This is a genomic window from Microbacterium lacticum (assembly GCF_006716815.1).
Lineage (GTDB): Bacteria > Actinomycetota > Actinomycetes > Actinomycetales > Microbacteriaceae > Microbacterium > Microbacterium lacticum.
This window is the reverse complement of sequence record NZ_VFPS01000002.1, coordinates 269,604-295,615: the sequence shown is the minus strand read 5'-3', so window position 1 is coordinate 295,615 and position 26,012 is coordinate 269,604. Positions and strand designations below refer to the sequence as shown.

General features: G+C 72.6%; 23 protein-coding genes, 1 tRNA gene, 1 other RNA gene and 2 pseudogenes. 17 read left to right on the top strand and 10 right to left on the bottom strand.

Annotated elements, in window-relative coordinates; genetic code table 11:
• Positions 1 to 35: 35 nt before the first annotated feature.
• Positions 36 to 1,094 carry a lactonase family protein gene (locus FHX68_RS07155; protein ID WP_141380807.1) on the bottom strand — a complete coding sequence of 353 codons (1,059 nt, stop codon included), beginning with the start codon at positions 1,092 to 1,094 and terminating at the stop codon, positions 36 to 38.
• A 95-nt stretch (positions 1,095 to 1,189) separates the two neighbouring features.
• On the opposite strand from FHX68_RS07155, the gene FHX68_RS07150 reads away from it, so the two are divergent.
• The 3 genes from FHX68_RS07150 (at position 1,190) to FHX68_RS07140 (ending at position 2,405) form a co-directional block, all read left to right on the top strand.
• Positions 1,190 to 1,747, top strand: a complete 558-nt coding sequence (locus FHX68_RS07150) for an NYN domain-containing protein (protein WP_141380806.1) — start codon at positions 1,190 to 1,192, stop codon at positions 1,745 to 1,747.
• 110 nt (positions 1,748 to 1,857) lie between these two features.
• Positions 1,858 to 2,250, top strand: a complete 393-nt coding sequence (locus FHX68_RS07145; protein WP_141380805.1) for a hypothetical protein — start codon at positions 1,858 to 1,860, stop codon at positions 2,248 to 2,250.
• Positions 2,223 to 2,405, top strand: coding sequence for a hypothetical protein (locus FHX68_RS07140; RefSeq protein ID WP_141380804.1), 183 nt, complete (start codon positions 2,223 to 2,225; stop codon positions 2,403 to 2,405). Before FHX68_RS07145 ends, FHX68_RS07140 begins: the two co-directional genes overlap by 28 nt.
• 12 nt (positions 2,406 to 2,417) lie before the next feature.
• On the opposite strand, the gene FHX68_RS07135 is transcribed toward FHX68_RS07140, so the two are convergent.
• A complete protein-coding gene (locus FHX68_RS07135; protein ID WP_141380803.1) occupies positions 2,418 to 2,834 on the bottom strand; it encodes a PIN domain-containing protein in 417 nt (138 codons plus the stop codon).
• A 195-nt stretch (positions 2,835 to 3,029) separates the two neighbouring features.
• Here FHX68_RS07135 and FHX68_RS07130 point away from each other — a divergent pair, with 195 nt between their 5' ends.
• Both FHX68_RS07130 and FHX68_RS07125 read left to right on the top strand, forming a co-directional pair.
• The gene (locus FHX68_RS07130) at positions 3,030 to 3,692 is read left to right on the top strand and encodes an SDR family oxidoreductase (protein ID WP_141380802.1); all 663 of its coding nucleotides are present in this window, start codon (positions 3,030 to 3,032) and stop codon (positions 3,690 to 3,692) included.
• Positions 3,693 to 3,700: 8 nt separating this feature from the next.
• Positions 3,701 to 4,531, top strand: coding sequence for an SDR family NAD(P)-dependent oxidoreductase (locus FHX68_RS07125; protein WP_141380801.1), 831 nt, complete (start codon positions 3,701 to 3,703; stop codon positions 4,529 to 4,531).
• Positions 4,532 to 4,562: 31 nt separating this feature from the next.
• Here FHX68_RS07125 and FHX68_RS07120 read toward each other — a convergent pair whose 3' ends face one another.
• Together FHX68_RS07120 and FHX68_RS07115 are read right to left on the bottom strand one after the other, a co-directional pair.
• A complete protein-coding gene (locus FHX68_RS07120) occupies positions 4,563 to 5,480 on the bottom strand; it encodes an ATP-grasp domain-containing protein (protein WP_141380800.1) in 918 nt (305 codons plus the stop codon).
• Between the two features lie 11 nt (positions 5,481 to 5,491).
• Entirely contained in the window at positions 5,492 to 6,277 is a 786-nt protein-coding gene (locus FHX68_RS07115) for a siderophore-interacting protein (RefSeq protein WP_141380799.1), read from the bottom strand.
• A gap of 137 nt (positions 6,278 to 6,414) precedes the next feature.
• Between FHX68_RS07115 and FHX68_RS07110 the strand changes: the two genes are divergently transcribed.
• Both FHX68_RS07110 and FHX68_RS07105 read left to right on the top strand, forming a co-directional pair.
• On the top strand, positions 6,415 to 7,098 hold the full coding sequence (locus FHX68_RS07110; RefSeq protein WP_425325859.1) for an NUDIX hydrolase: 684 nt from the start codon (positions 6,415 to 6,417) through the stop codon (positions 7,096 to 7,098).
• Between the two features lie 55 nt (positions 7,099 to 7,153).
• Positions 7,154 to 7,245, top strand: a tRNA-Ser gene (locus FHX68_RS07105).
• 63 nt (positions 7,246 to 7,308) lie between these two features.
• On the opposite strand, the pseudogene FHX68_RS16335 reads toward FHX68_RS07105, so the two are convergent.
• Positions 7,309 to 7,548 (bottom strand): annotated as a pseudogene (locus tag FHX68_RS16335) (glycoside hydrolase family 113); the annotation flags it as partial.
• A gap of 391 nt (positions 7,549 to 7,939) precedes the next feature.
• Here FHX68_RS16335 and FHX68_RS07095 point away from each other — a divergent pair.
• Positions 7,940 to 8,223: pseudogene (locus tag FHX68_RS07095) on the top strand (cation:dicarboxylate symporter family transporter); the annotation flags it as partial.
• 103 nt (positions 8,224 to 8,326) lie between these two features.
• Here the strand turns inward: FHX68_RS07095 and FHX68_RS07090 are convergent.
• Genes FHX68_RS07090 through FHX68_RS07080 form a run of 3 tightly spaced genes read right to left on the bottom strand, consistent with a single transcriptional unit; the run spans position 8,327 to position 12,906 of the window.
• Positions 8,327 to 10,660 carry a transglutaminase TgpA family protein gene (locus FHX68_RS07090; RefSeq protein ID WP_229661427.1) on the bottom strand — a complete coding sequence of 778 codons (2,334 nt, stop codon included), beginning with the start codon at positions 10,658 to 10,660 and terminating at the stop codon, positions 8,327 to 8,329.
• Positions 10,647 to 11,921 carry a DUF58 domain-containing protein gene (locus FHX68_RS07085; RefSeq protein ID WP_141380144.1) on the bottom strand — a complete coding sequence of 425 codons (1,275 nt, stop codon included), beginning with the start codon at positions 11,919 to 11,921 and terminating at the stop codon, positions 10,647 to 10,649. Before FHX68_RS07085 ends, FHX68_RS07090 begins: the two co-directional genes overlap by 14 nt.
• A gap of 4 nt (positions 11,922 to 11,925) precedes the next feature.
• Entirely contained in the window at positions 11,926 to 12,906 is a 981-nt protein-coding gene (locus FHX68_RS07080; protein ID WP_141380143.1) for an AAA family ATPase, read from the bottom strand.
• Positions 12,907 to 13,011: 105 nt separating this feature from the next.
• Here FHX68_RS07080 and ffs point away from each other — a divergent pair.
• From ffs to FHX68_RS07055, 5 genes are all read left to right on the top strand, one after another.
• Positions 13,012 to 13,108: signal recognition particle sRNA small type (gene ffs / locus FHX68_RS07075), an RNA gene on the top strand.
• Positions 13,109 to 13,190: 82 nt separating this feature from the next.
• Positions 13,191 to 15,344 carry a phosphate acetyltransferase gene (pta, locus tag FHX68_RS07070; protein ID WP_141380142.1) on the top strand — a complete coding sequence of 718 codons (2,154 nt, stop codon included), beginning with the start codon at positions 13,191 to 13,193 and terminating at the stop codon, positions 15,342 to 15,344.
• Complete coding sequence (locus FHX68_RS07065) at positions 15,341 to 16,534, top strand: acetate/propionate family kinase (RefSeq protein ID WP_141380141.1); 1,194 nt, start codon at positions 15,341 to 15,343, stop codon at positions 16,532 to 16,534. The genes pta and FHX68_RS07065 overlap by 4 nt, the downstream gene beginning before the upstream one ends.
• 31 nt (positions 16,535 to 16,565) lie before the next feature.
• Positions 16,566 to 17,294: an HAD family hydrolase gene (locus FHX68_RS07060; RefSeq protein WP_141380140.1), complete on the top strand. Its 729-nt coding sequence runs from the start codon at positions 16,566 to 16,568 to the stop codon at positions 17,292 to 17,294.
• A 29-nt stretch (positions 17,295 to 17,323) separates the two neighbouring features.
• The gene (locus FHX68_RS07055; protein ID WP_141380139.1) at positions 17,324 to 19,876 is read left to right on the top strand and encodes a glycoside hydrolase family 65 protein; all 2,553 of its coding nucleotides are present in this window, start codon (positions 17,324 to 17,326) and stop codon (positions 19,874 to 19,876) included.
• Positions 19,877 to 19,928: 52 nt separating this feature from the next.
• Here FHX68_RS07055 and FHX68_RS07050 read toward each other — a convergent pair whose 3' ends face one another.
• On the bottom strand, positions 19,929 to 21,062 hold the full coding sequence (locus FHX68_RS07050; protein WP_141380138.1) for an NAD(P)-binding domain-containing protein: 1,134 nt from the start codon (positions 21,060 to 21,062) through the stop codon (positions 19,929 to 19,931).
• A 105-nt stretch (positions 21,063 to 21,167) separates the two neighbouring features.
• On the opposite strand from FHX68_RS07050, the gene FHX68_RS07045 reads away from it, so the two are divergent.
• From FHX68_RS07045 to FHX68_RS07035, 4 genes are read left to right on the top strand one after another with little or no spacing between them, the layout of a single operon-like run.
• Positions 21,168 to 23,321 (top strand): DNA polymerase III subunit gamma and tau, encoded by a 2,154-nt coding sequence (locus FHX68_RS07045; protein ID WP_141380137.1) that lies wholly within the window; start codon positions 21,168 to 21,170, stop codon positions 23,319 to 23,321.
• A 3-nt stretch (positions 23,322 to 23,324) separates the two neighbouring features.
• Positions 23,325 to 23,918: a recombination mediator RecR gene (gene recR, locus FHX68_RS07040; RefSeq protein WP_141380136.1), complete on the top strand. Its 594-nt coding sequence runs from the start codon at positions 23,325 to 23,327 to the stop codon at positions 23,916 to 23,918.
• On the top strand, positions 23,918 to 24,097 hold the full coding sequence (locus FHX68_RS15830) for a hypothetical protein (RefSeq protein WP_229661428.1): 180 nt from the start codon (positions 23,918 to 23,920) through the stop codon (positions 24,095 to 24,097). Before recR ends, FHX68_RS15830 begins: the two co-directional genes overlap by 1 nt.
• On the top strand, positions 24,040 to 24,660 hold the full coding sequence (locus tag FHX68_RS07035) for a DMT family transporter (RefSeq protein WP_229661429.1): 621 nt from the start codon (positions 24,040 to 24,042) through the stop codon (positions 24,658 to 24,660). Before FHX68_RS15830 ends, FHX68_RS07035 begins: the two co-directional genes overlap by 58 nt.
• On the opposite strand, the gene FHX68_RS07030 is transcribed toward FHX68_RS07035, so the two are convergent.
• Positions 24,580 to 26,007, bottom strand: coding sequence for a threonine/serine exporter family protein (locus tag FHX68_RS07030; RefSeq protein ID WP_229661430.1), 1,428 nt, complete (start codon positions 26,005 to 26,007; stop codon positions 24,580 to 24,582). The two genes, FHX68_RS07035 and FHX68_RS07030, sit on opposite strands and share 81 nt — an antisense overlap.
• Positions 26,008 to 26,012: the final 5 nt, after the last annotated feature.

Here is a 26,012-nt window from a genome sequence, read left to right as displayed (position 1 = left end):
CGCCGCGCGAGCGGTCGGCGTCGCCGCGCGAGCGGTCAGACGAAGCGCACCCAGTTGGCGCCGCGGCCGGTCTCGGCGCGGTCCCGGAGCGTCAGCGCGTCGCCGTCGATGCGGTAGAGCGAGACCGAGGTCGACTTCTCGCCCGCCGCGACGAGATACCGGCCGTCGGCGCTCACGCCGAACCCGCGTGGCTGCTGCTCGGTCACGGTGAAGCGGTCGGGCGGAGAGAGCGAGCCATCGCCCGCGATCGCGAGCGATCCGAGCGTGTTCGCGGCGCGCTCCGACGCCCACAGCCGGTCGCCCGCACGGTGCAGGTCGGCGCCCCAGAGGTAGTGGTTCGCGAGGGGATCGGCACCGAACACGCCCCGCCCGAGCCCGGCCGCGGGGTCGAAGGCGGCCGTCGCCTCCTTGAACTCGAGCGCGCCCTCATCGCGGTCGCGCCGGTAGCGGAGCACCTCGGCGGAGAACTCCGTCAGCACGTACACCGCGCCGTGCTCGTCGTCGATCACGAGGTGACGCGGCCCGCTGCCGGTGGGGGCGGCGGCCGTCGGCGGATCGAGCGGGGTGAGCGCGAGGTCGTCGCCGAGCGCGTACTGGGCGATGAGATCGGCGCCGAGCGAGACGAAGTAGGCGAAGCGCCCGTCGGGGCTCGGCAGCACCGAGTGCAGGTTCGGGTACGACACGCGCGCGCCGGGTTCGCCGACCGAGCCGGATGCCACGGGGCAGACGACGCCGTAGCCGCCGCCATAGCTGGCGCCGAGCAGCACGGAGCCGCCGCGCGCGAGCGCGAGATAGTTCATGCCGCCCGCGGGCAGGTCGAGGCGGGAGCGCTCGGTGAGCGTGCCGGAGGAGCGGTCGAGCGCGAGGGTGACGATGCCCGCGGGCTCGCCCTTGACGCCTGCGTAGACGAGGTCGCGCTCCGTGTCGACGACGAACGTCGAGCATCCGGTGAGGCCCTCGGTGACTGCGAGTCGCTCGAGCCGGTCGCCTTCGCCGCCGCCCGTGCCGCCCGTGCCGTCCGTGCCGAGGCGGAAGGTCGAGATCGAGCCGTCAGCGGCGTTGGCCACGAGAACGAGGGAATCGGTGCCGGTCATGCTTCCAGCGTAGGCGCGGAGCGTGTACGGCGGCACCGTGGGGGAGACCCCTCCTAAGATGAGGGGGCAGGGATGCCACGGAGAAGGAGACCAGCGTGACCGATGACGGCCGCACGACCTGGGTGCTCATCGACGGCGAGAACATCGACGCCACGCTCGGCAGCTCGATCCTCGGCCGCCGGCCCCAGCCCGACGAGCGCCCGCGGTGGGACCGCATGCTCGCGTTCCTCGCGGCGCAGTGGAACCAGCAGACGCGCGGCCTGTTCTTCCTGAACGCCTCGACCAACCTGCCGATGTCGTTCATCCAGGCGCTCCTCGCGCTCGGATACCAGCCGATCCCGCTGTCGGGCGACGCCGACGAGAAGGTCGTCGACATCGCGATCCAGCGGACGCTCCAAACCCTCCGCGATCGCGCGGGCGACGTTGTGCTCGTCAGCCACGACGGCGATTTCGTCGACGACCTCGCGATGCTCGCCGACGGACGCCGGCTCGGCGTGCTCGGTTTCACCGAGTTCCGCAACGCCGGGTTCGGCGACATCCCCGGCATCCAGTTCTTCGATCTCGAATACGACGTGCACGCGTTCGACGCGCAGCTCCCGCGCGTGCGGATCATCCCGATCGACGAGTTCGACCCCGCGCAGTTCCTGCGCTGAGCGGGCGCGCATGCCGGGCTCCGACGCGACGACCTCGCTGCAGCGCACCTACCGCTACCTGCGGCTGGCGATCGCCGGCGCGGTCGTCGTCCGTCGGAGCGCTGATCGCGGTGTCGGTGTGCTTCTTCGCGCTGTCCGGCCGCGGCGCCGAGCGGGTGCTGCTCGACGCCGCGGCGACCGTCGTGCCGCTCGTCGCGATCGTGCCGACGATGATCTCGCCGGGGTCGGTCCCCGGCATCGACGCGCACTGTCCGCCGGGGCGCGGATCGTGCGTCCCCGCATCGTTCGATGCGGCGGTCCACGGCGGCGTGCTCACCTCCCTGATCGTCGGCGCGGTGTTCGTGCTCGTCGCGGTCGGGCTCGCGCTCGCCGGTCAGGTCGACCGCCCCGGCACCGCGCTCTCGCTCGCGATCGCCGGCGTCGTACTCGCGACGGTGGGGCTCACCTGGTGGCTCGCGCGCGACGCGTTCCTGCGGTGGCGATCGCCCTCGCGGTCGTCGTGATCGGGATGCCCTTGTACGGGTCGCTGCACGTCGGACACCTGTTCGGCGTGTTCGTCGGCGAGGTGCTCGCGCTGGTGCTCTTCGCCGCGTTCTGGGTGCTGCAGTCGGTGCAGTACTGGCGCGTCGACGACCCCGCGATCCGCGCGCAGGTGTGAGGAAGGGCGCGATCAGCCCGTCGCGGGCGGGGCGAGCACCGTGACGATCTCATCGAGACCGCGCAGGTCCGCGGGGTTGAGTGTCAGCAGCACGCGACCGCGTGCCGCAGCGATCGCGGCAATCATCCGGTCGGTGCGGTGGGCCCTCGGATCACCTCCGCGGTGGGATGCCCGTGTGGTGATCATTCCATAGCGCTGCGCCGCGGCATCGTCGAAGGGCAGCCCTTCTCCGAAGATCGCCTGCGCCTGTTCGAGCGCGCTCGCACGACCGCGAGCGATGTTGGCGGTGCGTGCCATCGACACTCCCAGCCGCAACTCCGCATAGGTGAGACTGCTGATCGCGAGGTCGCTGAACGAACTGAGGTCGAAGACTCGCCGTTCGTGGAACAGGGCGATGACCAGCGAAGAGTCGAGCAGCGCCCGCGTCATCGCCAGTAGTCGCGATCAGCCGCGGCGCGGGCGTCGGCGAGATCCTCGAGCCAGTCGGCATCCGCGGTCAGTATGCGCAACCGCGTCATGAACTCTGCGCCGCTGATGCCGGGCTCGGGTCGGTGAGGCACGACTGTCTACGCCCTGCGGGGACGGGCGACCCGCCGTAGGCTCGGGGTGACGGAAGGAGCCCCCATGGCCCGCATCCTGCTCATCGGCGGTCACGGCAAGGTCGCGCTGCTGCTCGAACCGCTGCTCGTCGCCGCCGGTCACCACGTCACCGCCGTCGTGCGGAACCCCGCTCACGAGGCCGACGTCGCCGCGACCGGCGCGACGCCGCTCGTCGCCGACGTCGCGAGCTTCGACCTCGACCAGCTCACGAGCCTCGTCAGCGGCAACGACATCGTCATCTGGTCGGCCGGCGCCGGCGGCGGATCCGCCGAGCGCACCTACGCCGTCGACCGCGACGCGGCGATCCGCTCGATCGACGCCGCCGCCGCCGCCCGCGTGCCGCGCTACCTGATGGTGTCGTACTTCGGCGCGGGGCCAGACCACGGCATCGACCCGAGCGACTCCTTCTACGCGTACGCCGAGTCGAAGGCCGCCGCCGACGCGCACCTCCGCGCGAGCGCGCTCGACTGGACGATCCTCGCGCCCTCGAGTCTCACCCTCGACCCGCCCACCGGGCGCATCGACGTCACCGCCGACACCTCGCGCTCGGTTGCGCGCGCCGACGTGGCCGCCGTCATCGCGGCATCCATCGACGAACCAGCGACGATCCGGCGCTCCGTGCGCTTCAACACGGGCGACGTCCCGATCGCCGAGGCCCTGCAGACGCTCCCCGTCGCGAGCGCGTGACCCCGACGATGCCCCGCACGATCGTCATCACCGGCGCGAGCGACGGCGTCGGCGCAGCCGCCGCGCGGCAGCTACACGCGGTCGGCGAGCACGTGGTCGTCGTCGGCCGCAATCCCGACAAGACCCGCGGCGTCGCGGAGAGCATCGGCGCGCCCTGGCACGTCGCCGACTACGCCGATCTCGACCAGGTGCGGCAGCTCGCCGCGACGTTGCTCGACCGCCATGAACGCATCGACGTGCTCGCGAACAACGCCGGCGGCATCTTCGCGGGGCGCACGCTCACCCGCGACGGATTCGAGACGACCTTCCAGGTGAACCACCTCGGCGGGTTCCTGCTCACGAACCTGCTGCTCGAGCGGCTCCTCGCGAGCGGCGCCTCGGTCATCCAGACCTCCAGCATCGCCGCACAACGCTTCTCGCGGTTCGACATCGACGATCTGCAGGGCGAGCGCCGCTTCTCGCCGAGCACCGCCTACGGCAACGCGAAACTCGCGAACATCCTCTTCACCAAAGAGCTCGCGCGCCGGTTCAGCGGCGAGGGCCTGAACGCCGTCGCCTTCCACCCCGGCGCGATCGCGAGCAGTTTCGCCGGCTCGGCGCGCGGGGCGTGGCACTGGCTGTACACGAACCCGCTCGCGTCGCGGCTGCTCACCTCGACCGAGGTCGGCGGCGCGCGGCTCGGCTGGCTCGCCATCGGCACGCCCGGTGTCGACTGGCAGTCGGGCCAGTACTACGCGAACAACCGTCCGGCCCGCACGAGTCCGCTGGCCGCCGACCCGCTGCTCGCGGCGAAGCTGTGGCAGCGGAGCGCGGAGATGGTCGGCCTCGACGCGGACTGACGCCTCGGGGTCTGCGTGCGCCTGCGCGCGCCTATGCGCGCAGGATCGCGTCGACGACCGCGGCCGTCGCCTCCGGCGCAACATGCAGGTTGAGCGCGGGTTCGACGAGCTCGACCTCGAGCACGCACAGGCCGTGTGCGGCCGAGTCGACGGTGTCGATCCGCGCATAGAGCGGGACCTCACCGGTGACCGATGCCACCGCGGCGAGCACCTCGCCGGCGAAGGCGCGTTCGGCGTCCGTGGCCGGCACGGGCTCGGGGTTCTCCTGATAGACGCCGCCGCGCAGACCGCCGCCCGTCTCGAGCAACGCACCCTTGGCGATCGCGTGCGTGAAAATGCCGTCGATGGCATACAGCGCCTTCTCGTGCCCCGCCGACAGCTCGGCGACCTCGGGCTGGACCATCGCCACGCCACCCCGCTCGACGATGCGGGCGGCGAGATCCCGGGCGCGCGGGTCGGATGCCTCGAAGAGCCCGGTATCGCGGGCGCCGGCCGACACCACCGGCTTCACGACGACGCGGCCGTCGCCCCGGCTCTCGGCGCGGACCTCGGCGCCGGCGACCTCGGCGATGGCCGCCGTCGCGGCATCCATCGTCGTCGCGTATCGGGTGGGAACGACCCGCACGCCGGCGTGCTCGAGGTCGGCGAGGTAGTGCTTGTCGAGGTTCCAGCGCACGGTCGCGGGGGCGTTCACGACGCGGCTCGCCCGCTCGGCGCGGTCGAGCCACGCGAGGAACTCGGGGAGGCGATCGGGGTAGTCCCACGGGGAGCGGAGCACGAGCAGGTCGAACCCGCCGAGGTCGATCGCGGCGTCATGCCACACGACCCGTTCCGCCTCGGCCCCGCGGGCGCGGAGGGCGTCGAGGATCACCGGGGTGTCGTAATCGGGGTCTTCGTCGGCGTACGCGTCGGTCACGACGATGCCGATGCGGCGGGGCGAGACGGGCACGGCTGCCGCCGTCAGAGGATCTTGCCGATGGGTTCGCGCTTCTCGGCCTGGAAGCGGTCCTCGGTGCGCCCGCGGGCCCAGTATCCCGACAGCGACACCTGTGCGCGGTCGAGGCCGCGCTCCTCGAACAGCACGCGTCGCACGGCCTTCATCGACTCGCGCTCGCCGTGCGCGAAGACCTGCACGGTGCCGTCCGGCCAGTCGAGCTGGCCGAGCACGGAGGCGAGCGCCTCGACGTCGTGGCCGGGATCGATGATCCACTCGACGCGCACGCCGTTCGGCGCGGGGACGGGCACGATGGCCGTCTCGCTGTCGACCTCGATGACGACGTGCCCGCGGGCATCCGGGTTCAGCGCCTCGAGCCGCTCGAGCCCTGCGGCGATCGCCGGCACCGCCGACAGGTCGCCGGCGAACAGGTGTGCGTCGGCCGTCGGGTCGGGGGAGTAGCCGCCGCCCGGTCCCATCAGGCTGATCCGGTCGCCGGGTCTCGTGCGCGCCGCCCACGGTCCCGCCAGCCCTTCGTCGCCGTGCACGACGAAGTCGACGTCGAGGGTGCGCGCCTCGGCGTCGACCCGACGCACCGTGTAGGTGCGGGTGACGGGGAGGGATTCGGGCTCCGGCGTCGTGAACTTCAGCTTTACGTACTTGTCGGTCTCGGGGCGGTCTTCGAACTGAGCGAAGCCCTCCCCGCCGAGCGTCACCCGTACGAGCTGGGGCGACAGATGCGAGACCGCGACGACCTCGAGCTCGACGGTGGGGCGGGGTGCGCGGGGAGCGGTGCGTGAGGAGAGAGCCACACCTCCACGGTAGCGGCCGGGCGCGGTGGCGGGCCGGTTGACATCGACGGCGCCGGACGGGGAGGGTGGAGAGGACCACGGCGAGGAGGACCGATCATGCAGCGGAGTGTTTCGGTCAGCGCGCGCCCGGCCGCCTCGTGAGCGGCGTGCCCCGAGCCGCGCACGCCGAGCTCGCCGCCCTCGCCGCCGCGCGTTCGCCGTGGAATGCCAGGCTGCGCGCGCTCCCCGCCAGTGAGTCGCCGCGAGCGGCCGCGGTGCTCATGCTCTTCGGCGTGCTCGATGCGCTGCCCGCACTGCGCGATGCGCAGGATGCCGCGGTCTCGCGCGACCTCGATGTGCTGCTGCTCGCGCGGGCGACGACGCTCCGCGCGCATCCGGGTCAGGTCGCCTTTCCCGGCGGACGCCTCGATCCGGGCGACGACGGCCCCGTGGGCGCGGCCCTGCGCGAGGCGGAGGAGGAGACCGGGCTCGACCCGTCCGGCGTAGAGGTGCTCGGGGTTCTTCCCGAGGTGCCGTTGGAGTTCTCCGGGCATCTGGTCACGCCGGTGCTGGGGTGGTGGCGGCATCCGTCGCCCGTGCGCGTCGTCGACGTCGCCGAGTCGGCCGACGTGTTCCGGGCTCCGGTCGCCGATCTGCTCGACGCGCGCAACCGCGGCGTGACGGTCATCCGTCGTGGCGGTCAGGAGTGGCGCGGCCCCGCGTTCGAGGTCGGTGGCCATCTCGTCTGGGGGTTCACGGCCGCGCTGCTGGACGCGCTGTTCGACGCCCTCGGCTGGACCGAGCCCTGGGATGACGGGCGCGAACTGCCGCTGCCGGGGTGAGGGTGGCGCGCTTGGGCGCCGGCCGGCCCGCCCGCCGATGATAGGATCTCCCCTTGGAAGTGTGTCCGAGCGGCCTAAGGAGCATGGCTGGAATCCATGTAGGCGGGGTAACCCGCCTCGCAGGTTCAAATCCTGTCACTTCCGCCAGTACGGCAGAGAACCCCGCCCGGGGAGGACTTCGGGCGGGGTTCTTCTTTGGCGCGGCGGCGCTCACTCCGCCCGGGCGTCCGCCTGCCATTGCCGATATGCACTCTCGAGGTACTGACCGGCAGGTTTGCCATACGGACAGTAGTCGTCGTTCGACTCCGCGTCCGCCAGGGCGTACAACCGGGCTGGCCGGTCCCACAGCATCAACCCGCCGACCCAGGGCCGTGCCCGGCACGCGGCGAACATCGTGGTGTAGTACCGCAGCTGCTCCTCTCCCGACGGCGCCCCCGGCAGCGCCCAGGAGACCGTGCTCCCCGGGGTGGTCGCGCGCCGCTCAGCCCCCGAACGCGGTCACGCCGGTCTCGCGCAGACCCAGGGGTTTCGCACTCCCGTGCAGCTGGTGCAGGAGATTGCGGGCGTGACCCGTGGCGCGGCGATCCGTGTCCTCGAAGTGGGTGAGCGGCTCGGCGAGGCGCTGCTCGGCGGGCGCTCCGGTGGCTGTTCGACCCGCCCGAGCGCCGACCCTGGCGCGTACCGCTGGCCGCCTGAGGGAATGGACGGGCGGCGTCCCCCGTTGTCATTCCCCGTCACATCGGCCCGGGTCATCCGCGCGCCGTCGTAGCGTCGAGAGCGGTCCGCCTTCTGCGGGCCATCGCACCAACCGGCATCCGCCGCCTCAGGAGACACACCCCCCATGAGTTCCACCCGCACCGCCGTGCCCGCGTCGAACCCCGCCGCCCGCGCGCCGAAGCCGAAGAAGCCGTCTACCGGTCGTTCGGCTTCCAGATCACGATCGCCCTGATCGCCGGCATCCTGCTCGGCATCCTGGCGCTGAACCTCGGCCCCGACGCCGAGGGCAACCCGAACGGACTCGCCGCGACGCTGTCGACGATCGGCAACGCCTACGTGACGCTGCTGAAGGTCGCGGTGGTGCCGCTCATCTTCCTCGCGATCGTCGCGAGCATCACCCAGCTGCGGGTGGACGACGGCATCCGCACCGAGGCGGCTCCGACCCGGGGCTGACCGCACGGCGGGGGAGCCCGGTCGGCGAGCGCCGGCCGGGGCTCCCCGCCGATCGCGTTCAGGCCACGGCGTCGCGGTCGGCGAGCGCCGAACCGGGGCGGATCACCAGCGACCGCGGCAGCGCGACCGCGCGCAGCCGCTCCCGCGGGTCGGCGGCCGCGAGCATCCCGCGCCGGATCGCCTCCGCGTCGGCGAAGGCGCCGGCCGCGGGGCTCGCGCCCGCGCGACTGCCCGTGCGATCGTCCGCGGCGGCCGCCCGCCTCGTGCCCGTGGCGCCAGGGCCAGCGGCGGCGCCGGAACCGGGGCCGCCCGCCGCCGGCGCGTAGCTCAGCCGCTCCATGACCCCCACGAGGTGGTTCGTCTCGGCGGCGGGCGCCCCGTGCTGCGCGATCAGACGCGCGCCGAACGCGCGCGGCGACTCCGACAGCGGCACCGCGATGCCGAGGTCGATCGCCGTGTCCTGCACGGCGCGCCACGCACCACCCACGCCGCCGCGCGCCCGCTGCACGCGGCGCCGCGCCCACCCTGCCGCGGCGGGCGCGGCGGCGAGGGCGAGAACAATGAGCACCGTTGCCGAGAGCGGCCACAGGTCGATGCCCCGCGCGGCGACCGGCGACGCATCGCCACCGGAGTCGGGGCGCTCGGTCGGCGCCGCACTCGCCGCAGCCGACGACGTCGGCGTGGCGGTGGGCGCCGTGACATCCTCGCCGGCGTCGTCCACCGGCTCGCTCGCGCTCACGAACTGCGTGGGCGTGCCGAGGCTCTTCGTCGGCTCGAACGCGACCCAGCCGACACCCGCGAAGTACACCTCCGGCCACGCGTGCAGCTGACCCGTGGTCACCTCGGCCACCCGCTGCCCGTCGACCGTGTCGCCGGTGTACCCGCCGGGGAGAAACCCGACGACCACCCGCGACGGCATGCCGAGCGTGCGTGCCATCAGCGCGAACGCACCGGCGAAGTGCATGCAGTACCCCTCCTTGCGATCGAGGAAGGCGGCGACCGCCTCGACGCCCGCCCCGTCGAAGCCCTCCTCGACGGGGGTGTCGAGCGAGTAGCGGAACTCGGGGCCGCGGAACCAGCTCTGCAACGCCACGAGCCGGTCGTAGTCGGTCGCGGCGCCCGCGGTCACCTCACGCGCCGTGTCGGAGATGATCGCGGGGGTGTCGGCGGGCACCGAGGTGACATCGACCGCGGTGTCATCCATCCGCGCCGACGTGCCGCGGATCTGCTCCAGCGTCGGCCGCGGCACCTGCGAGACCACCTCGTACCGCTGGCCCCGCGCGTTGCTCTGCCCAGTGAGGAGCGTGCGGCTGTACGGCACCGCCCGCCAGTCGCCCTCGAGCCCGGTGACCCCCACCGCCGGGTAGGGCACGGGCAGGTAGGCCGACGAGAGCCGGCTGACGTCGACGTTCGTGCGGTATTCGGTGATGCGGATGCCGTCGGCCGCCGTCACCGGATCGAATGCCGCCTCGCTGAGCTCGACCGACCGCGGCCGGTCGGGCTGCCACACCTCGCCGTCGAAGAGCGACAGGGTCGCCACCCGCAGGTTGGGCAGCTGCGGGGCGTCGCTGCGGAACGTCAGCACCGTGACATCGTTCGGCTGGCGCAGGTCGTCGCCCAGGTCGAGGGAGGCGTCGATGCTCGCGGCGAGCCCGGCCCCACCGGCCGTCGCGGTCGGCGGCGGCAGCACGGGGCCGCCGATGACGGCGCCGACGATCGCGACCGCGCCGATCGCCAGCGCTACGGCGCTCACCCCGCCCGCCCGCGCCACCGAGGTCTCGCGCGTGCGCGTCTCGGCCCGGATCAGGAAGAGCACCGCCGCGGCGAGCACGACGAAGGCGACCACGTCGACGCCGGCCGGCACCGCAATCGCCGGGATCAGCCACACGATCACGAGCGCCACCGCCGCCAGCAGCGGCATGCGCGCCGTGAGCACCACGTGATCGAGCGCGATCGCGAGCAGCCCGAGCGCCGCGACGATGACGAAGCTGAGCGAGCTCGTCGCGGCGAGCGGAGCCACCCCCTCGAGGATCTCCTGACCCGCCTGCTGCACGATCTCGGGCACCGCCTGCACCACGCCGCCGGTGGGGATGACCCGCAGAAGCGCCGTCTCGGGCAGGAACACCCCCGTGATCGCGACTGTCCAGACGGCGAGCTCCGTGAGGGTGACCGCGATCGCCGGCATCCGGCGCCGACGGCGCAGCGCGAAGCCGACCATCAGCAGCACCGCCATCAGCAGCGCCGCGCCGGGCAGCCACGCTCCGCTGTGTACGACGCGCAGGAGCGGGATCGTCGTCGCGACCAGGGCGATCCAGAGCGCGATCGTCAGGCGGAGCTCGCCCCGAGGGCGGCCGCGCCGAGCCGTGTCGGGCCGGGCGTCAGACACCGGCACGACGCGCTCCTCGGTCGGCCACGGCGTTCCACGCCGCGGCGAGGTCCGCCCCCGCGTCGACCTCGGCCACCCGCCACCCGGTCTCGGCGGCGTGCCGCAGCGCGCCCGGCACCGGGCCGCTCGGGTCGAGAGGCCCGGTCGACGTCACGGCCAGCAGCATCGGCAGCGAGGTGTGGTGGACGAGGGGAGTGAGCGCCGCGGCGTCCGCCTCGCTGATCGCCCCCGTGACGACGACGAGCGGACCCGTCGCGCCGCCCGCGAACAGGGCGACGAGACCCCCGAGGCTTCCCTCGCGGCGCGCCTTCACCGTCGCGAGGTCGATGGCGAGCCGCTCGATGCCGGTGGTGTCGCCCGCGTCGATCGTGTCGCTCAACGCCGCCCCGTCGCCGTCGAGCACCGCGACCGTGTACCCCTCGCGCACGAGCAGCGCGGCCACCGACAGGCACGCCGACACCGCCGCCTCGAAGCGGTCGTCGGTGCCGGGCGCGCGCGTGGCATCCACCGACCAGTGCGCGGCGGTGCGATCGAGCACGACGACCGCCTCCGGGGTCGTCTCCTGCTCCTCCTGACGCATCATCAGCTCGTCGCGGTGCGCGCTCGCGCGCCAGTGGATGCGCCGCATCGAGTCGCCGGGCACGTAGTGGCGCGGAATGAGGTTGTCGGCGCCCTGACCGAGCTGATCGGTCGCCGTGTGCATGCCGCCGCCGAGGTCGCCCGATCGATCGGCGAGCACGCCCAGCTCGACGAGGGCGGGCGTGATCGTCAGCGGCAGCGCGCGGCCGATGGTGCGGCGCCGGCGCGCGAGACCGAATGGATCGGTCGCGACGACGGACAGCGGGCCGATGTTCCGGATGCCTCGTCGCTCGGCCGTCGCCGTGTACGCCAGCCGCGCGTCGTGCCCCTTCACCCGCACACCGGACGTGGTCTGCGGGAACACCCCTGTCGCGTCGCCGTGCACCCCGGTCGGGAGCGCGTCCTGCCACTGGCCCTGGGCGGCCGGCAGCGCGGAGCGGATCTCGACGCGAAGGCCCACGACGACCTCCCCGCCCACCGGCACGACGGCCGGGTCGAACGACCGCGTCACCCGCTCGGTGCGGCGCACGAGGTACAGGGTCGCGATGCTGCCGGCCACCAGCAGCACCAGCAGCACGGCGAGGTAGAGCAGTTCCGCGAGCGCGAACCGCTGCGCGAGCACGAGGCAGAGGACGGCGAGCACGGCCGCACCCGTCCCGCGGACGGTCAGCGGCCAGCGCGAGAACACGGGGTCACCGGGTCGCGAGCGGCACGCGCACGCTGCCGACGATCCCACGCAGGATCGCCGAGATCGTGTCGGCGCTCGAGCGGCCGCGCGAGGACACCGAGCCGCGCGCGGGGATCATGCGGTGCGCGAAGACGGGCTCGACGAGCGTCGCCACGTCGTCGGGGATGACGAACTCGCGTCCGTCGAGAGCCGCCCACACCTTCGCGGCGCGGATGAGCTGCAGCGTCGCGCGCGGGCTCGCGCCCAGACGCACGTCGGGGTGTTCGCGCGTCGCGCGGGCGAGGCCGACGGTGTACTCCTCGACGGCGGGGGAGACGTGGATGCCCCGCGCCCACGCGATCAGGCCGCGCACCTGATCCGTGTCGACGATCGGCGCCACGCCGTCGAGAGGGTTCGCTGTGTCGCGCTGACGCAGCATGAGAGCCTCGTTCGCGGCGTCCGGATACCCCATCGAGATGCGCATCATGAAGCGGTCGCGCTGCGCCTCGGGGAGGGCGTAGGTGCCCTCCATCTCCAGCGGGTTCTGCGTCGCGACGACCAGGAACGGGTCTTCGAGCGCGTGCGAGGTGCCGTCGACGGTCACCTGACGCTCCTCCATCGCCTCCAGCAGCGCCGACTGCGTCTTCGGGGAGGAGCGGTTGATCTCGTCGGCGATCACGATGTGCGCGAAGATCGCCCCCGGCTTGAACTCGAACTCGCGGTCGACCGGGTTGTAGACGCTCACGCCCGTGACATCCCCGGGCAGCAGGTCGGGGGTGAACTGGATGCGCCGCACCGTCGCGTCGACCGACGCGGCGAGCGCACGGGCGAGCATCGTCTTGCCCACTCCCGGCACGTCTTCGATGAGCAGATGCCCCTCGGCGAGGAGACACACGAGGGCGGCGCGCACGGCGGCGGGTTTGCCGTCGATCACTCGGGAGACCGACGCGAGCACGGCGTCGGTGTCTCGGGCGAACGTCTCGGCGGTCGTCGGGGCGTAGGGCATGCGTGGCCTGTCTCGCGGCGTCGGTGTCGCCGCATCGTCGCGGTCGTTCTTGCTCGATGCTAACCCGCGATGTCTTCGGGCGGGTCAGACGTCGGGTAAACTCGGACTAGCTCTCCGCGAGGCGGCATCCAGGCCAAATCCCCCAGGACGGAAACGTAGCAAGGGTAACCAGGCTCTGCCGGGTTCGCGGAGAGTCTTACTTTTCCCGGTTGGGATCCACCCGGGCGGTTTTCCCCGGGGCCACTCCCTGTCCGCACCGAACGCCGCCGCCGTAGGCTGGCGACGTGGCGCAGAGCATCTACATCACCTCCACCGAGGGGCTGTCCGGCAAGTCCACCGTCGTCCTGGGCGTCATCGACGCCCTGACGCGCTCGATCCCGCGCGTCGGGGTCTTCCGCTCCATCGCGCGCTCCACCTCCGAACGCGACTACGTGCTCGAGATGCTGCTCGACCATGTGGGCGTCGACCTCGACTACGACGAGTGCGTGGGCGTCACCTACGACGAGGTGCGGCGCGATCCGGATGCCGCGCTGTCGAAGATCGTCGAACGGTTCAAAGCCGTCGAGGCCAAGTGCGACGCCGTCGTGATCGTCGGCAGCGACTTCACCGACGTCGGCTCGACGAGCGAGCTCGGCTACAACGCCCGCATCGCCGCGAACCTCGGCGCTCCCGTGCTCGTCGTGCTCAACGGGCGCGCCGACCAGGGCGACCGGCTCGGCATGAGCGTGGCGCGCACCCCCGAGCAGCTCGGGCAGCTGATGTCGCTCGCGCTCACCGACATCTCCTATCAGCGCGCCGAGCTGTTCGCCGTCATCACGAACCGCGCCGACCCGACCCGCCTCCGCGAGATCAACGCGGCCGTGCACGCCGTCGTCGCCGACGCGCCCGCCGCCGACGGCACGCGCGAGGCGCCGGTGGGGGTCTGGTCGATCCCCGAGGACGTGCTGCTGGTCGCCCCCGCCGTGCGCGACATCATGCTGCGCCTCGACGGGCGGCTCCTCCGCGGCGACGAGGAGCTGATGACCCGCGAGGTGCTCGACGTGGTCGTTGCGGGCATGTCGCTCAACAACATCCTGCCGCGCCTCACTGACGGGGCGATCGTCATCGTGCCGGCCGACCGCACCGAGGTGCTGCTCGGGCTGCTGCTGGCGAACTCCTCGGGCACCTTCCCGTCGATCTCGGGCATCATCCTCAACGGCCCCTTCCCGCTGCCGCCGGCGGTGCAGGAGCTCATGGCGGGTCTCGACTCCTCGCTGCCGATCGTGCAGACCGACCTCGACACGTACGACACGGCGGTGCGCGTCATGGGCACGCGAGGCCGCCTCGCGGCAGGCTCGCAGCGCCGCCTCGACACGGCCCTCGCCCTCTTCGAGCAGAACGTCGACACCGAGGAGTTCACCCGCGCGCTCGGGCTCGCCCACTCCGCCGTGGTGACCCCGCTCATGTTCGAGTACCAACTGCTCGAGAAGGCGCGCACCGCCCGCAAGCGCATCGTGCTGCCCGAGGGCACCGACGACCGCGTGCTGAAGGCGGCGGCGACCGTGCTCACCCGCGGCATCGCCGACCTCACCATCCTCGGCGAGGAGGCCGAGGTGCGCGGCCGCGCGCTCGAGCTCGGCATCGACCTGGGCGCGGCGCAGGTGCTGAGCCCCTTCGATCCCGTGATCGTCGACCGGTTCGCCCGCGAGTACGAGCAGCTCCGCCGCCACAAGGGCGTCACCTACGCGCAGGCGGCCGACACCGTGACGGATGTCTCGTACTTCGGCACCATGATGGTGCACCTGGGCCTCGCCGACGGCATGGTCTCGGGAGCCGCGCACACGACCGCGCACACGATCCGGCCGGCCTTCGAGATCATCAAGACCCGTCCGGGCGTCTCCGTGGTCTCGAGCGTCTTCCTCATGGCGCTCGCCGACCGCGTGCTGGTGTACGGCGACTGCGCCGTCATCCCCGACCCGACCGCGCCGCAGCTGGCCGACATCGCGATCTCGTCGGCGGCGACGGCGACGGAGTTCGGCATCGAGCCGCGCGTCGCGATGCTGTCCTACTCGACGGGGGAGTCCGGGTCGGGGGAGGACGTCGACAAGGTGCGCGAAGCGACCGCGCTCGTGCGCGAGCGCGCGCCGGAGCTCCTCGTCGAGGGCCCGATCCAGTACGACGCCGCCGCCGATGCGGCCGTCGCGAAGACGAAGATGCCGGGCTCCGCGGTCGCCGGCCGCGCGACGGTGTTCGTCTTCCCCGACCTCAACACCGGCAACAACACCTACAAGGCGGTGCAGCGCTCCGCGGGGGCCATCGCCATGGGGCCGGTGCTGCAGGGCCTCAACAAGCCGATCAACGACCTGTCGCGCGGCGCGCTCGTCGACGACATCGTCAACACCATCGCCATCACGGCCATCCAGGCCCAGTCCGCCCCGGCAGAGGGAGCATCCGCATGACCGTCGTGCTCGTGATCAACAGCGGTTCGTCGTCGTTCAAGTACCAGCTGATCGACGTCGAGACCGAGTCTGCCCTGGTATCCGGCCTCGTCGAGCGCATCGGCGAAGGTGTCGGCGTCATGACGCACAAGGTGGGGGATGCCTCGTACGAGCGCGAACTGCCGATCCCCGATCACGCCGTGGGATTCGAGGTGATGCTCCGCGCCTTCGACGAGTACGGCCCCTCGCTCGTCGAGCAGCCGCCCGCGGCCATCGGGCACCGGGTGGTGCAGGGCGGCGCGCGCTTCTTCCACCCGACGCTCATCGACGATCTCGTCGAGATCAACATCGACGAGCTGGCGGTGCTCGCGCCGCTGCACAACCCGGGAGCGGTGCAGGGCATCCGCGCCGCCCGCACGGCGTTCTCCGATCTGCCGCACGTCGCCGTGTTCGACACGGCCTTCCACCAGTCGCTGCCCCCCGCCGCCTACACCTACGCGATCGACCAGGACCTGGCGCGCAAGCACCGCATCCGCCGCTACGGCTTCCACGGCACGAGCCACAAGTTCGTCAGCGAGGCCGCCGCCGACTTCGTCGGGCGTCCCCTCCGCGAGCTGAAGCAGATCGTGCTGCACCTCGGCAACGGGGCGTCGATCACGGCGATCGACGGCGGGCTGTCGGTGGAGACCTCGATGGGCCTCACGCCGCTCGAGGGCCTCGTCATGGGCACGCGCTCGGGCGACATCGACCCGTCGGTGATGCTCGTGCTGGCGCGCCGCGAGGAGATGACCCCGAGCCAGCTCGACGACTTCCTGAACAAGCGCAGCGGCGTGCTCGGCATCGCCGGCGTCTCCGACATGCGCGACATCGAGGATCGCCGGGCCGCCGGCAACGGGGCCGCGATGCTCGCCTTCGACGTCTACGTGCACCGCCTGCGGGCGTACCTCGGCGCGTACATCGCCCAGCTCGGCGGCGTCGACGTCATCTCGTTCACGGCGGGCGTCGGCGAGAACTCGCCGCTCGTGCGTGCCGCCGCGCTGGCCACCCTCGGCTTCCTCGGCGTGCACGTCGACGAGGCGCGCAACGAGGAGCGTCGCCGAGGCATCCGCGTCATCTCGACCGACGACTCGCCGGTCACGGTGCTCGTCGTGCCGACGAACGAGGAGCTCGAGATCGCCCGGCAGACCCTCGCGGTGACGGGTCAGTTATGAGCCGTTCACACCTCCCGACTACGCTGTGAGAGTGACTGCGGACCTTCCCGACCTCTCGTCCTACGACGGTGTGCTCTTCGACCTCGACGGGGTGCTCACCCCGACCGCCGAGGTGCATAAGCACGCCTGGCGCAAGATATTCACCGACCTGTTCTCGGCCTGGGGCATCTCACCCGAATACACCGACGACGACTACTACCGGTACCTCGACGGAAAGCAGCGCTACGACGGCGTCGCGAGCCTGCTGCGCTCCCGCGACGTCGAGATCCCGTGGGGCGATCCGTCCGACCCGCCGAGCGCCGACACGGTGTACGGCGTCGGCAACCGCAAGAACGAGGTGTTCGCCGCGGTGCTCCGTGAGGACGGCATCGCGCCCTACCCCGGCTCGCTCGCGCTCCTCGAGCGCCTGCGCGCGGCCGGGACGCCCCTGGGAGTCGTCTCGAGCTCGAAGAACGCCGAGGAGGTGCTCGCCGCCGCAGGCATCCGGGACTTCTTCCGCATCGTGATGGACGGAGTCGTCGCGGCGCGCGAGGGGCTGCGCTCCAAGCCCGAGCCCGACATGTTCGCCGAGGGTGCGCGCATGCTCGGCGTCGATCCCGCCCGCAGCGCCGCCGTCGAGGACGCGCACTCGGGCGTGCAGTCGGCCTCCGCGGCCGGGTTCGGCCTCGTCGTCGGGGTCGACCGCGGTGCGGGTGCGCAGGCCCTGCTCGATCACGGCGCCGATCTCGTCGTCGACGACCTCGCGGCGTTCGTCTCGTGATGTTCGCCCGCATCGAAGCGATGGACCCGATGGATCGCGATCGCTTCCCGGTTGACCCCTGGCGCCTGGTCGAGACGGCCTTCTCGCTCGACGACATCGGCGTCACCGAGACGCTGTTCGCGCTCGGGAACGGCTACCTGGGGCTTCGCGGCAACCACCCCGAGGGGCGGCCGGCGCACGAGCACGGCACGTTCATCAACGGCTTCCACGAGACGTTCCCGATCCGTCACGCGGAGCAGGCCTACGGCTTCGCCGAGGTCGGCCAGACGATCGTGAACGCGCCGGATGCCAAGGTCATGCGGGTCTACGTCGACGACGAGCCGCTCGACTTCGACACCGCCGACATCCGCGAGTACGAGCGCGTCCTCGACATGCGCACGGGCGTGCTTACGCGGCACGTGCGCTGGATGACCCCGAGCGGCAAGGACGTCGTCGTCGACGTCGACCGCATGGTGTCCTTCGAGGAGAAGCACCTCGCGATCATGCGCCTGACGGTGACGGTGCTGAACTCGGATGCCCCGGTCACCGTCAGCTGCCAGCTGATCAACCGCCAGGACGGCGAGGACGTCTACGGCGGACGCGCCCCCGGGAGCGGCAAGGGCGGTTTCGACCCCCGCAAGGCCGAGCGCATCTCGGAGCGCGTGCTGCAGCCGCAGGAGTACTGGCAGGACGGACCGCGGGCGGCGCTGTCGTACCGCACGACCGAGTCGGGCATGACCGTGGCGGTCGTCGCCGACCACCTCATCGACACCGAGAACGAGTACTCGGAGGGCACCCTCACCGAGCCCGACATCGCCAAGCACGTCTTCCAGGTGCAGGCGCGGGCGGGCGTGCCCGTCACGGTCACCAAGCTCGTCAGCTATCACACGTCCCGCGGCGTGCCCGCGCGCGAGCTCGTCGACCGCGGCCGACGCACCCTCGACCGCGTCGAGGCCGTGGGCGTGCAGACCCAGTACGACCGCCAGGCGGCGTGGATGGCGGCCTTCTGGGAGCGCTCCGACGTCGTCATCGGCGGCCACGACGATCTGCAGCAGGCGACCCGCTGGTGCCTGTTCCAGGTGGCGCAGGCCGCCGCGCGTGCCGACGGACTGGGCATCCCGGCGAAGGGCGTGACCGGCTCGGGCTACAGCGGCCACTACTTCTGGGACACCGAGATCTACGTGCTCCCCTTCCTCGTCTACACGACGCCGCTCTGGGCGCGCAACGCCCTGCGCATGCGCTACCTGATGCTGCCCGCCGCCCGCAAGCGCGCCGTCCAGCTCAACGAGGCGGGAGCGCTGTTCCCCTGGCGCACGATCAACGGCGAAGAGGCATCCGCCTACTACGCCGCCGGCACGGCGCAGTACCACATCAACGCCGACGTGAGCTTCGCGCTCGGCAAGTACGTGCGCGCCACGGGCGACGACGAGTTCCTGTACCGCGAGGGCGTGGACATCGCCGTCGAGACGGCCAGGCTGTGGGCCACGCTCGGATTCTGGCGCTACAACGAGGACGGCGCCTCCGTGGTGTTCCACATCCACGGCGTCACCGGCCCCGACGAGTACACGACGGTCGTCAACGACAACCTGTTCACGAACGTCATGGCCCGCTACAACCTGCGCTTCGCCGCCCGGGTGGTCCGGGAGATGGCCGACACCGCGCCGCACGAGTACGCCGCGATGGTCCGCCGCCTGGGGCTCGACGAGGGTGAGCCGGATGCCTGGGACGCGGCGGCCGAGGCGATGCACATCCCGTACAGCGACGTCCTCGGCATCCATCCGCAGGACGAGGTCTTCCTCGAGCGCGAGGTGTGGGACCTGGAGAACACGCCGCCCGAGCAGCGACCGCTGTTTATGCATTTCCACCCGCTCGTGATCTACCGCTATCAGGTCCTGAAGCAGGCCGACGTGGTGCTCGCGCTGTACCTGCAGGGCAACCACTTCACCGACGAGGAGAAGCTCGCCGACTTCAAGTACTACGACCCGCTCACGACGGGCGACTCGACCCTGTCGGCGGTGGTGCAGGCGATCCTGGCGGCCGAGGTCGGCTACCAGAAGCTCGCGCTGGAGTACTTCGCGCAGTCGATCTTCGTCGACCTCGGCGACCTGCACCACAACGCCGCAGACGGGGTGCACGTGGCGTCGGCCGGCGGCGTGTGGACGGCGCTCGTCGCCGGGTTCGGCGGCATGCGCGACCACTGCGGCGAGCTCTCGTTCGACCCGCGCCTTCCCGCCGACTGGCCGTCGCTGTCGTTCCCGCTGCACTGGCGCGGCACGCCGCTACAGGTCACGATCACCCGTAGCGAGTTCACCGTCGTCGCCGGAGAGGGCGAGCCGGTGCTCTTCTCGGTGCGCGGCGGCGACTACGAGGTCGCCGGGGGCGAGACCGTCACCGTAGCGCTCGCCGGTCAGGGGCCCGTGATCGCCGGACGGCCGACGCTGGAGGACATCGTCGAGTTGCTGCGCGAGCACGGCATCCTGCTGTCGGCCTCGGTGCCGAGCGTGACGGTGACCACGACGATCCCGGTCATCACCGACTCGATCGCGGTCTCCGATCTCGCCGGGGGCCGGGAGGAGCTGGGCAACACCGGCGTCGACAGCTGATCGGCGGCGGCCCGGGACGACGTCACGCGCGTCTTTATCACGAGCGTTCGCGTCACGCCCGGGCCGCGACGATCGCCCGGACGGCGTCGCGTCCGGCGCGGTTGGCGCCGACGGTCGACTGCGACGGGCCGTAGCCGATGAGGAACAGGCGCGGCTCGTCGAGCGAGCGCCCGTTCGCGACGCGGATGCCGCCCGCCGTCGTGCGGAGCCCGAGCGGCGCCAGGTGGCCGATGTCGGCGCGGAACCCGGTCGCCCAGAGGATGGCGTCGGCGCGCTCGAACGAGCCGTCGGGCATGCGCACGCCGCCGGGTTCGATGGCGCTGAACATCGGATGCCGCACGAGCACGCCTCTCGCGCGGGCGGCCTCCGACCACGCGGTGCGATGCTGACCGGTCACCGAGATGACGCTGCCGGGCGGCTCGCCGCGCCGCACCCGTTCCCCGACCCCCGCGATGGCCGCGATGCGCGCGGCGGTGTCGAACCCCGTGGCATCCCACGTCACCTCACGTCGGGTCACCCAGAACGTGTCGGCGACCTGGGAGATCTCGTCGAGCAGCTGCACGGCCGAGATGCCGGCTCCCACGATCACGACGCGCTCGCCGGCGAACTCGTCGGCCGACACGTAGTCGTGCACGTGCAGCTGGCGGCCGCGGAAGGTCTCGGCGCCGGGAAGGCGCGGCCAGAAGGGGCGTCGCCAGGTGCCGGTGGCGTTGATGACGAAGCGTGCGGTCCACGCCCCGGCAGCCGTCTCCACTACGAGACGCCCCGCGGGGTCGGCGTCGGCGCGGCGCACGGCGCCGACGCGCACGGGCCGTCGGACGCGCAGGTCGAAGCGCTCCTCGTAGTCGGCGAAGTAGGCGGGCAGCACGTCGCGGGCGGCGGCGTTCGGATCGGCGGGCGGTACGGGCGCGCCGGGCAGCTCGTGGATGCCGTTGACGGTCGCCATCCTGAGCGACGCCCACCGGTGCTGCCAGGCGCCCCCGGGGGCGTCGTCGGCGTCGAGCACCACGAAGGTCGGGGCGCCGCTCGTGGTGTCGTCCGGGGCGCCGTCTCGTGCCCCCGTGTGGGCGCCCTCGTGCGGACCCGCGGCCGCGGGCACGAAGCCGCGCCGGCGCAGGTGATAGGCGGCGGAGAGACCCGCCTGCCCTGCGCCGATCACGACGACGTCGACGGGCTGCGCTTCCACACCGCGTGCAACCACCCACGGCGTGGGTCTGTTCCCTGCGCGGTTCCGGGCGGTGTTCCCGGCCGCGCCCGGCCCGATGTCGGACGCACGCCGTAGTCTGTTCTGGTGACCACCGCCCTGTACCGCCGCTACCGGCCCGAGTCGTTCGGCGAGATGATCGGGCAGGCCCAGGTCACCGATCCGCTCATGACCGCTCTGCGCGGCGACCGCGTGGGCCACGCCTACCTGTTCAGCGGTCCGCGCGGCTGTGGCAAGACGACGTCGGCGCGCATCCTGGCGCGGTGTCTCAACTGCGCCGAGGGCCCGACCGACACGCCCTGCGGCGTGTGCGACAGCTGCGTCGAGCTCGGGCGCGGCGGGGGCGGGTCGCTCGACGTGGTCGAGATCGACGCCGCATCCCACAACGGCGTCGACGACGCCCGCGACCTGCGCGAGCGCGCGATCTTCGCCCCCGCCCGCGACCGGTTCAAGATCTTCATCCTCGACGAGGCGCACATGGTGACGCCGCAGGGGTTCAACGCCCTGCTCAAGCTCGTCGAGGAGCCGCCCGACCACGTCAAGTTCATCTTCGCGACGACCGAGCCCGAGAAGGTCATCGGCACGATCCGCTCGCGCACGCACCACTACCCGTTCCGGCTCGTCGCCCCGGCGGCGATGCTCGAGTACGTCGAGCAGCTATGCGCGCAGGAGGGGGTGCAGGTCGAGGCGGGTGTGCTGCCGCTCGTCGTCCGCGCCGGCGGCGGCTCGCCGCGCGACACGCTGTCGCTGCTCGACCAGCTCATCGCCGGGTCCGAAGACGGGCAGGTCGCCTACGCCCGCGCCGTCGCCCTGCTCGGCTACACGCACGCCGAGCTCCTCGACGAGGTCGTGTCGGCGTTCGCCGCGAACGACGCCGGCGCCGCCTTCGCCGCGATCGACCGCGTCGTGCAGACGGGTCAGGATCCGCGCCGGTTCGTCGACGACCTGCTCGAGCGGCTCCGCGATCTCATCGTCGTCGCCGCGACCGGCGAGGGCGCCGGGGCGGTGCTCCGCGGCATCCCCGCCGACGAACTCGAGCGCATGTCGGTGCAGGCCGGCGCGTTCGGCGCCGACCGCCTCTCGCGCATCGCCGACCTCGTCGTCGGCACCCTCGACGACATGAGCGGCGCCACGTCGCCGCGCCTGCAGCTCGAGCTCCTCGTCGCCCGCGTGCTCGCGTCCGCGGCGGGGGTCGCGGCTGCGCCGGCTGCCGCGGCCGTCGCGACGCCCGCGGCACCTGCGGCCACGCCGCCCAGCTCTGCTCCGGCGGCTTCCGCTCCGGCCGCCTCTGCTCCGGCCGCCTCCGCCCCGGTCGCGCCCGCGCCCACCCCGCCGGCGGGGCCGATCTCGATCGGGCAGGTGCGCGATGCCTGGCCCGAGGTGCTGCAGCAGCTCGAGCCCGTCAGCCGGTCATCGTGGATGCTCGCCACCGCGGCGACGCCGGTCGCCTTCCAGGACGACGTGCTCACGCTCGTCTTCCAGAGCCAGGCCGACGTCGCGGCGTTCAAGAAGCTCGCCGGCGGCAAGGGGCCGAGCGAAGACCTCCGCGGCGCGATCCTCGCGGTGCTCGGCGTGCGCGTGAAGTACGTCGCCCGGCACGAGCCGACGCCCGGCGCGGGTGACGGGGGAGCGTCGGCCGGTCCCGCGGCCCCCGGCCCGGGGGGAGAACCCGCGACGGCGCCGAGCACATCCGACGGCCACCCCGCGGCGCCCGCGCCCGCACCGCAGGCCTCCGCGCCCGCCACCCCGCGCGGCGGCGACGGCCCGGCACCCGGCGTCCCGGCATCCACCCGCCCCGCACCCGCCCGGTCGGCGTCGGCGCCGTCCGGGGCGGCGCCCGTCACCGAGTGGGCCGTCGCCACGATCCCGTCCGGCGATGCGGACGGAGCGCCCGCGCCGCAGTTCGCGGTCGACGACGAGCCCGAAGACGCGGCCGCCGTGCCGGCGCGCACCCTGACCCTGCAGCGCGACGGTGACGTCATGCCCTACGCCGACGTGCCCCCCGACGACGAAGACGACGTGCCCCCGCCGCCCGATGACGACGCGCCCGTGCCGCCGCGGCTCCCCGTCGCCGCGCAGCAGGCGCCGCGCGCCGCGGCGGCCGAATCCGCCGTGGCCACCCGCACCCCGAGCGCGCGCGGCAACCGCATCGAGCGGGTCGGCGAAGCGGTCGTGCGCCAGGTGCTCGGTGCGACGTTCATCAGAGAAGAGCCGCATACTCCCGCCACGAGGTTCAACTAACGCATGTACGACGGCATCGTCCAAGATCTCATCGATGAGTTCGGGCGGCTCCCGGGCATCGGCCCGAAGTCGGCCCAGCGCATCGCGTTCCACATCCTGCAGACGCCCACGTTCGACGTCGCCCGGCTCTCGCAGCTGCTCGGCGAGCTCCGCGAACGCGTGCGGTTCTGCGAGATCTGCGGCAACGTCAGCGAGCAGGAGCGCTGCGCGATCTGCCGCGACCCGCGCCGCGACGGTACCCTCATCTGCGTCGTCGAAGACGCGAAGGATGTCTCCGCCATCGAACGCACCCGCGAGTTCCGCGGCCTCTACCACGTGCTCGGCGGCGCGATCAGCCCCATCGCGGGCATCGGTCCCGACGATCTGCGCGTCACGCAGCTCATGCAGCGGCTCGCCGACGGCACCGTGCAGGAGGTGATCCTCGCGACCAACCCGAACCTCGAGGGCGAGGCGACGGCCACCTACCTCAGCCGCCTGCTGCACACGCTCGAGATCCGGGTCACCCGCCTCGCCTCCGGCCTCCCCGTCGGCGGCGACCTCGAGTACGCCGACGAGGTCACGCTCGGCCGCGCCTTCGAAGGCCGGCGGAACATCTGATGGTCGGCGCCGTCTCGGGGCGCGCCTGGGCCCTGTACGCGCTGATGGCGGTGCTGTGGGGCATCCCGTACCTCTTCATCAAAGAGGCCGTCGACTCGTTCTCGCCCGCGGCGACCGCACGATGCTCTCGCCGGCACGCGCGATCGGTCTCGCGGTCGGCTTCGCGGGCGTCGTCGTGATCGTCGCCGGGCCCGGCCTCGCGGTCGCCGACCCGGCCGCCGCGCTCACGGCGATCGGCGAGGTGCTGCTCGTCGCGCTCCTCTACGCGACCGCGCCGTTCATCATCGCGACCAAGCTCGCCCACGTGCCCTCGCTCGGCACGATCACCCTCTCGCTCCTGGCGGTCGGCGTCGCCTACCTGCCGATCGCGCTGCTGACGCAGCACGAGCTGCCGACCGTGCGCAGCTCGCTCTCGCTCGCCGCGCTCGGCATCTTCTGCACGGCGCTGGCGTTCCTGGCGTTCTTCGCCCTCATCGGCGAGGTCGGCCCCGTGCGGACGCCGCTGTTCACCTACGTGAACCCGATCGTCGCGATCCTGCTCGGCGTGATCGTACTCGGCGAGTCGCTGTCGGTGGGCCTCCTCGTGGGCTTCCCGCTCGTGCTCGTCGGGTGCTGGCTCGCCGCCACGGGCGGCCGGCTGCGCCGGCGGGTCAGCGTCAGGTCAGCGTCGGAGACGGGCTCGCGAGCGGGTGACGCCGTGCAGCGTCGCCGTGAGCGGCTGGCCGAGGTAGAGCCCGAGTGACGCGCCGACGGCGAGGGCGACCCCGACCGTCGCCGCGCCCGCAAGGGTGACCGCGCCGCCGAGGAGGAGCGCCGGATCGTCGCCCGACTCCACGATCGTCAGCAGCCCCCGGAAGACGGCGGCGCCGGGCACCATCGGCAGGATCGCCGCGATCGTCACGGCGACCGACGGCACGTGCAGGCGGAAGGCGATCAGGATGCCGAGCAGGCTGCCGAGGAACGCGCCGGCGCCGCTCGCGGCGGCCGTGTCGAAGCCGAGAGTGCTCGCCGCGACGAACCCCGCCCAGGCGACGAAGCTCAGCGCGGCGCTGATCACCACGATCCGCAGGCCCGCGCCGTTGAAGACGGCCACCGCGACGGCGATGATCGCCGCCCCGAGGAACTGCAGGGCGAGCGGGCCGAGGGGGAGCGCCTGGCTCGGCGGCGCCATCGCGAAGCCGAGCACGCGGGCGAGCTCGAGGCCGAGCAGGATGCCGAGGACGACGCCCACCGTCTGCGTGACGAGCTCGAGCAGGCGGCCGAGGGCGGTCAGCGCGAAACCGTCGATCGCGTCCTGCGCGGCGCCGACGACCGTGAGGCCGGCGAGCATCAGCACGATGCCCGACGCCACGATCACCGACGGCCGGATGGATGCCGCCTGATCCCAGCCGGTGCCCGCCAGCAGCGGCGTCAGCGCCGCGACGATCGTCAGCACGAAGCCCCCGGCGATCTGGCTGAAGAAGAACGGCACCCGCGCCCGCGCCAGCAGGTACTGGGTGAACGCGGCCAGGGCGGCGGCGACGAACGCGAGCGCCATGTTGAGCGGGTTGACGCCGAACATCACCGCCACCCCGACGGCGAGGAGCGCCTGCGCGGCGATCACGACCACGGGGCGATAGCGGAAGGGCGTGCGGCGGATCTCGCGGCAGCGATCCTCGGCATCCTCGAGCGCAAGCCCCGCGGAGATCTCGGTCAGGAGGGCCTGCAGCCGCTGCAGCTTCGCGTGGTCGGGCGCCGCCCCGTGCACGACCCGCAGCGTCGTCACGGGAGCCCCGTCGGCGGCGCGGCCGGCGGCGGTGATCGAGTTGTACGTCACGTCGACGTGGAGGGGGTGGAGACCGTAGGCGGCGGCGATCCGCACGATCGCGCGGGTCACCTCGCTCGCGGGGGCGCCGACGACGAGCATCGTCTCGCCGGTGCGCACCGCGAGCTCGATGATGCGCGTCGCGAGCTGCTGATCGAGCACCGGGAGCGCGGTCGTGTGCGCCGCACCGTCGCCGCCTTGCAGCAGCAGCGACTTCAGCGATGACGACAGCCGGCGACGCGGGGCGGTGGGGGCATCCGTCGCCGTCACCTCGTCTGCTCGCACGCTGA

What these genes read in the sequence shown, in the direction of transcription:
- FHX68_RS07155 (WP_141380807.1), bottom strand. Translation starts at nt 1,094, where the DNA reads ATGACCGGCACCGATTCCCTCGTTCTCGTGGCCAACGCCGCTGACGGC.
- FHX68_RS07135 (WP_141380803.1), bottom strand. Translation starts at nt 2,834, where the DNA reads ATGACGCGGGCGCTGCTCGACTCTTCGCTGGTCATCGCCCTGTTCCAC.
- FHX68_RS07130 (WP_141380802.1), top strand. Translation starts at nt 3,030, where the DNA reads ATGGCCCGCATCCTGCTCATCGGCGGTCACGGCAAGGTCGCGCTGCTG.
- FHX68_RS07125 (WP_141380801.1), top strand. Translation starts at nt 3,701, where the DNA reads ATGCCCCGCACGATCGTCATCACCGGCGCGAGCGACGGCGTCGGCGCA.
- FHX68_RS07080 (WP_141380143.1), bottom strand. Translation starts at nt 12,906, where the DNA reads ATGCCCTACGCCCCGACGACCGCCGAGACGTTCGCCCGAGACACCGAC.
- FHX68_RS07065 (WP_141380141.1), top strand. Translation starts at nt 15,341, where the DNA reads ATGACCGTCGTGCTCGTGATCAACAGCGGTTCGTCGTCGTTCAAGTAC.
- FHX68_RS07055 (WP_141380139.1), top strand. Translation starts at nt 17,324, where the DNA reads ATGGATCGCGATCGCTTCCCGGTTGACCCCTGGCGCCTGGTCGAGACG.
- recR (WP_141380136.1), top strand. Translation starts at nt 23,325, where the DNA reads ATGTACGACGGCATCGTCCAAGATCTCATCGATGAGTTCGGGCGGCTC.
- FHX68_RS15830 (WP_229661428.1), top strand. Translation starts at nt 23,918, where the DNA reads ATGGTCGGCGCCGTCTCGGGGCGCGCCTGGGCCCTGTACGCGCTGATG.
- FHX68_RS07035 (WP_229661429.1), top strand. Translation starts at nt 24,040, where the DNA reads ATGCTCTCGCCGGCACGCGCGATCGGTCTCGCGGTCGGCTTCGCGGGC.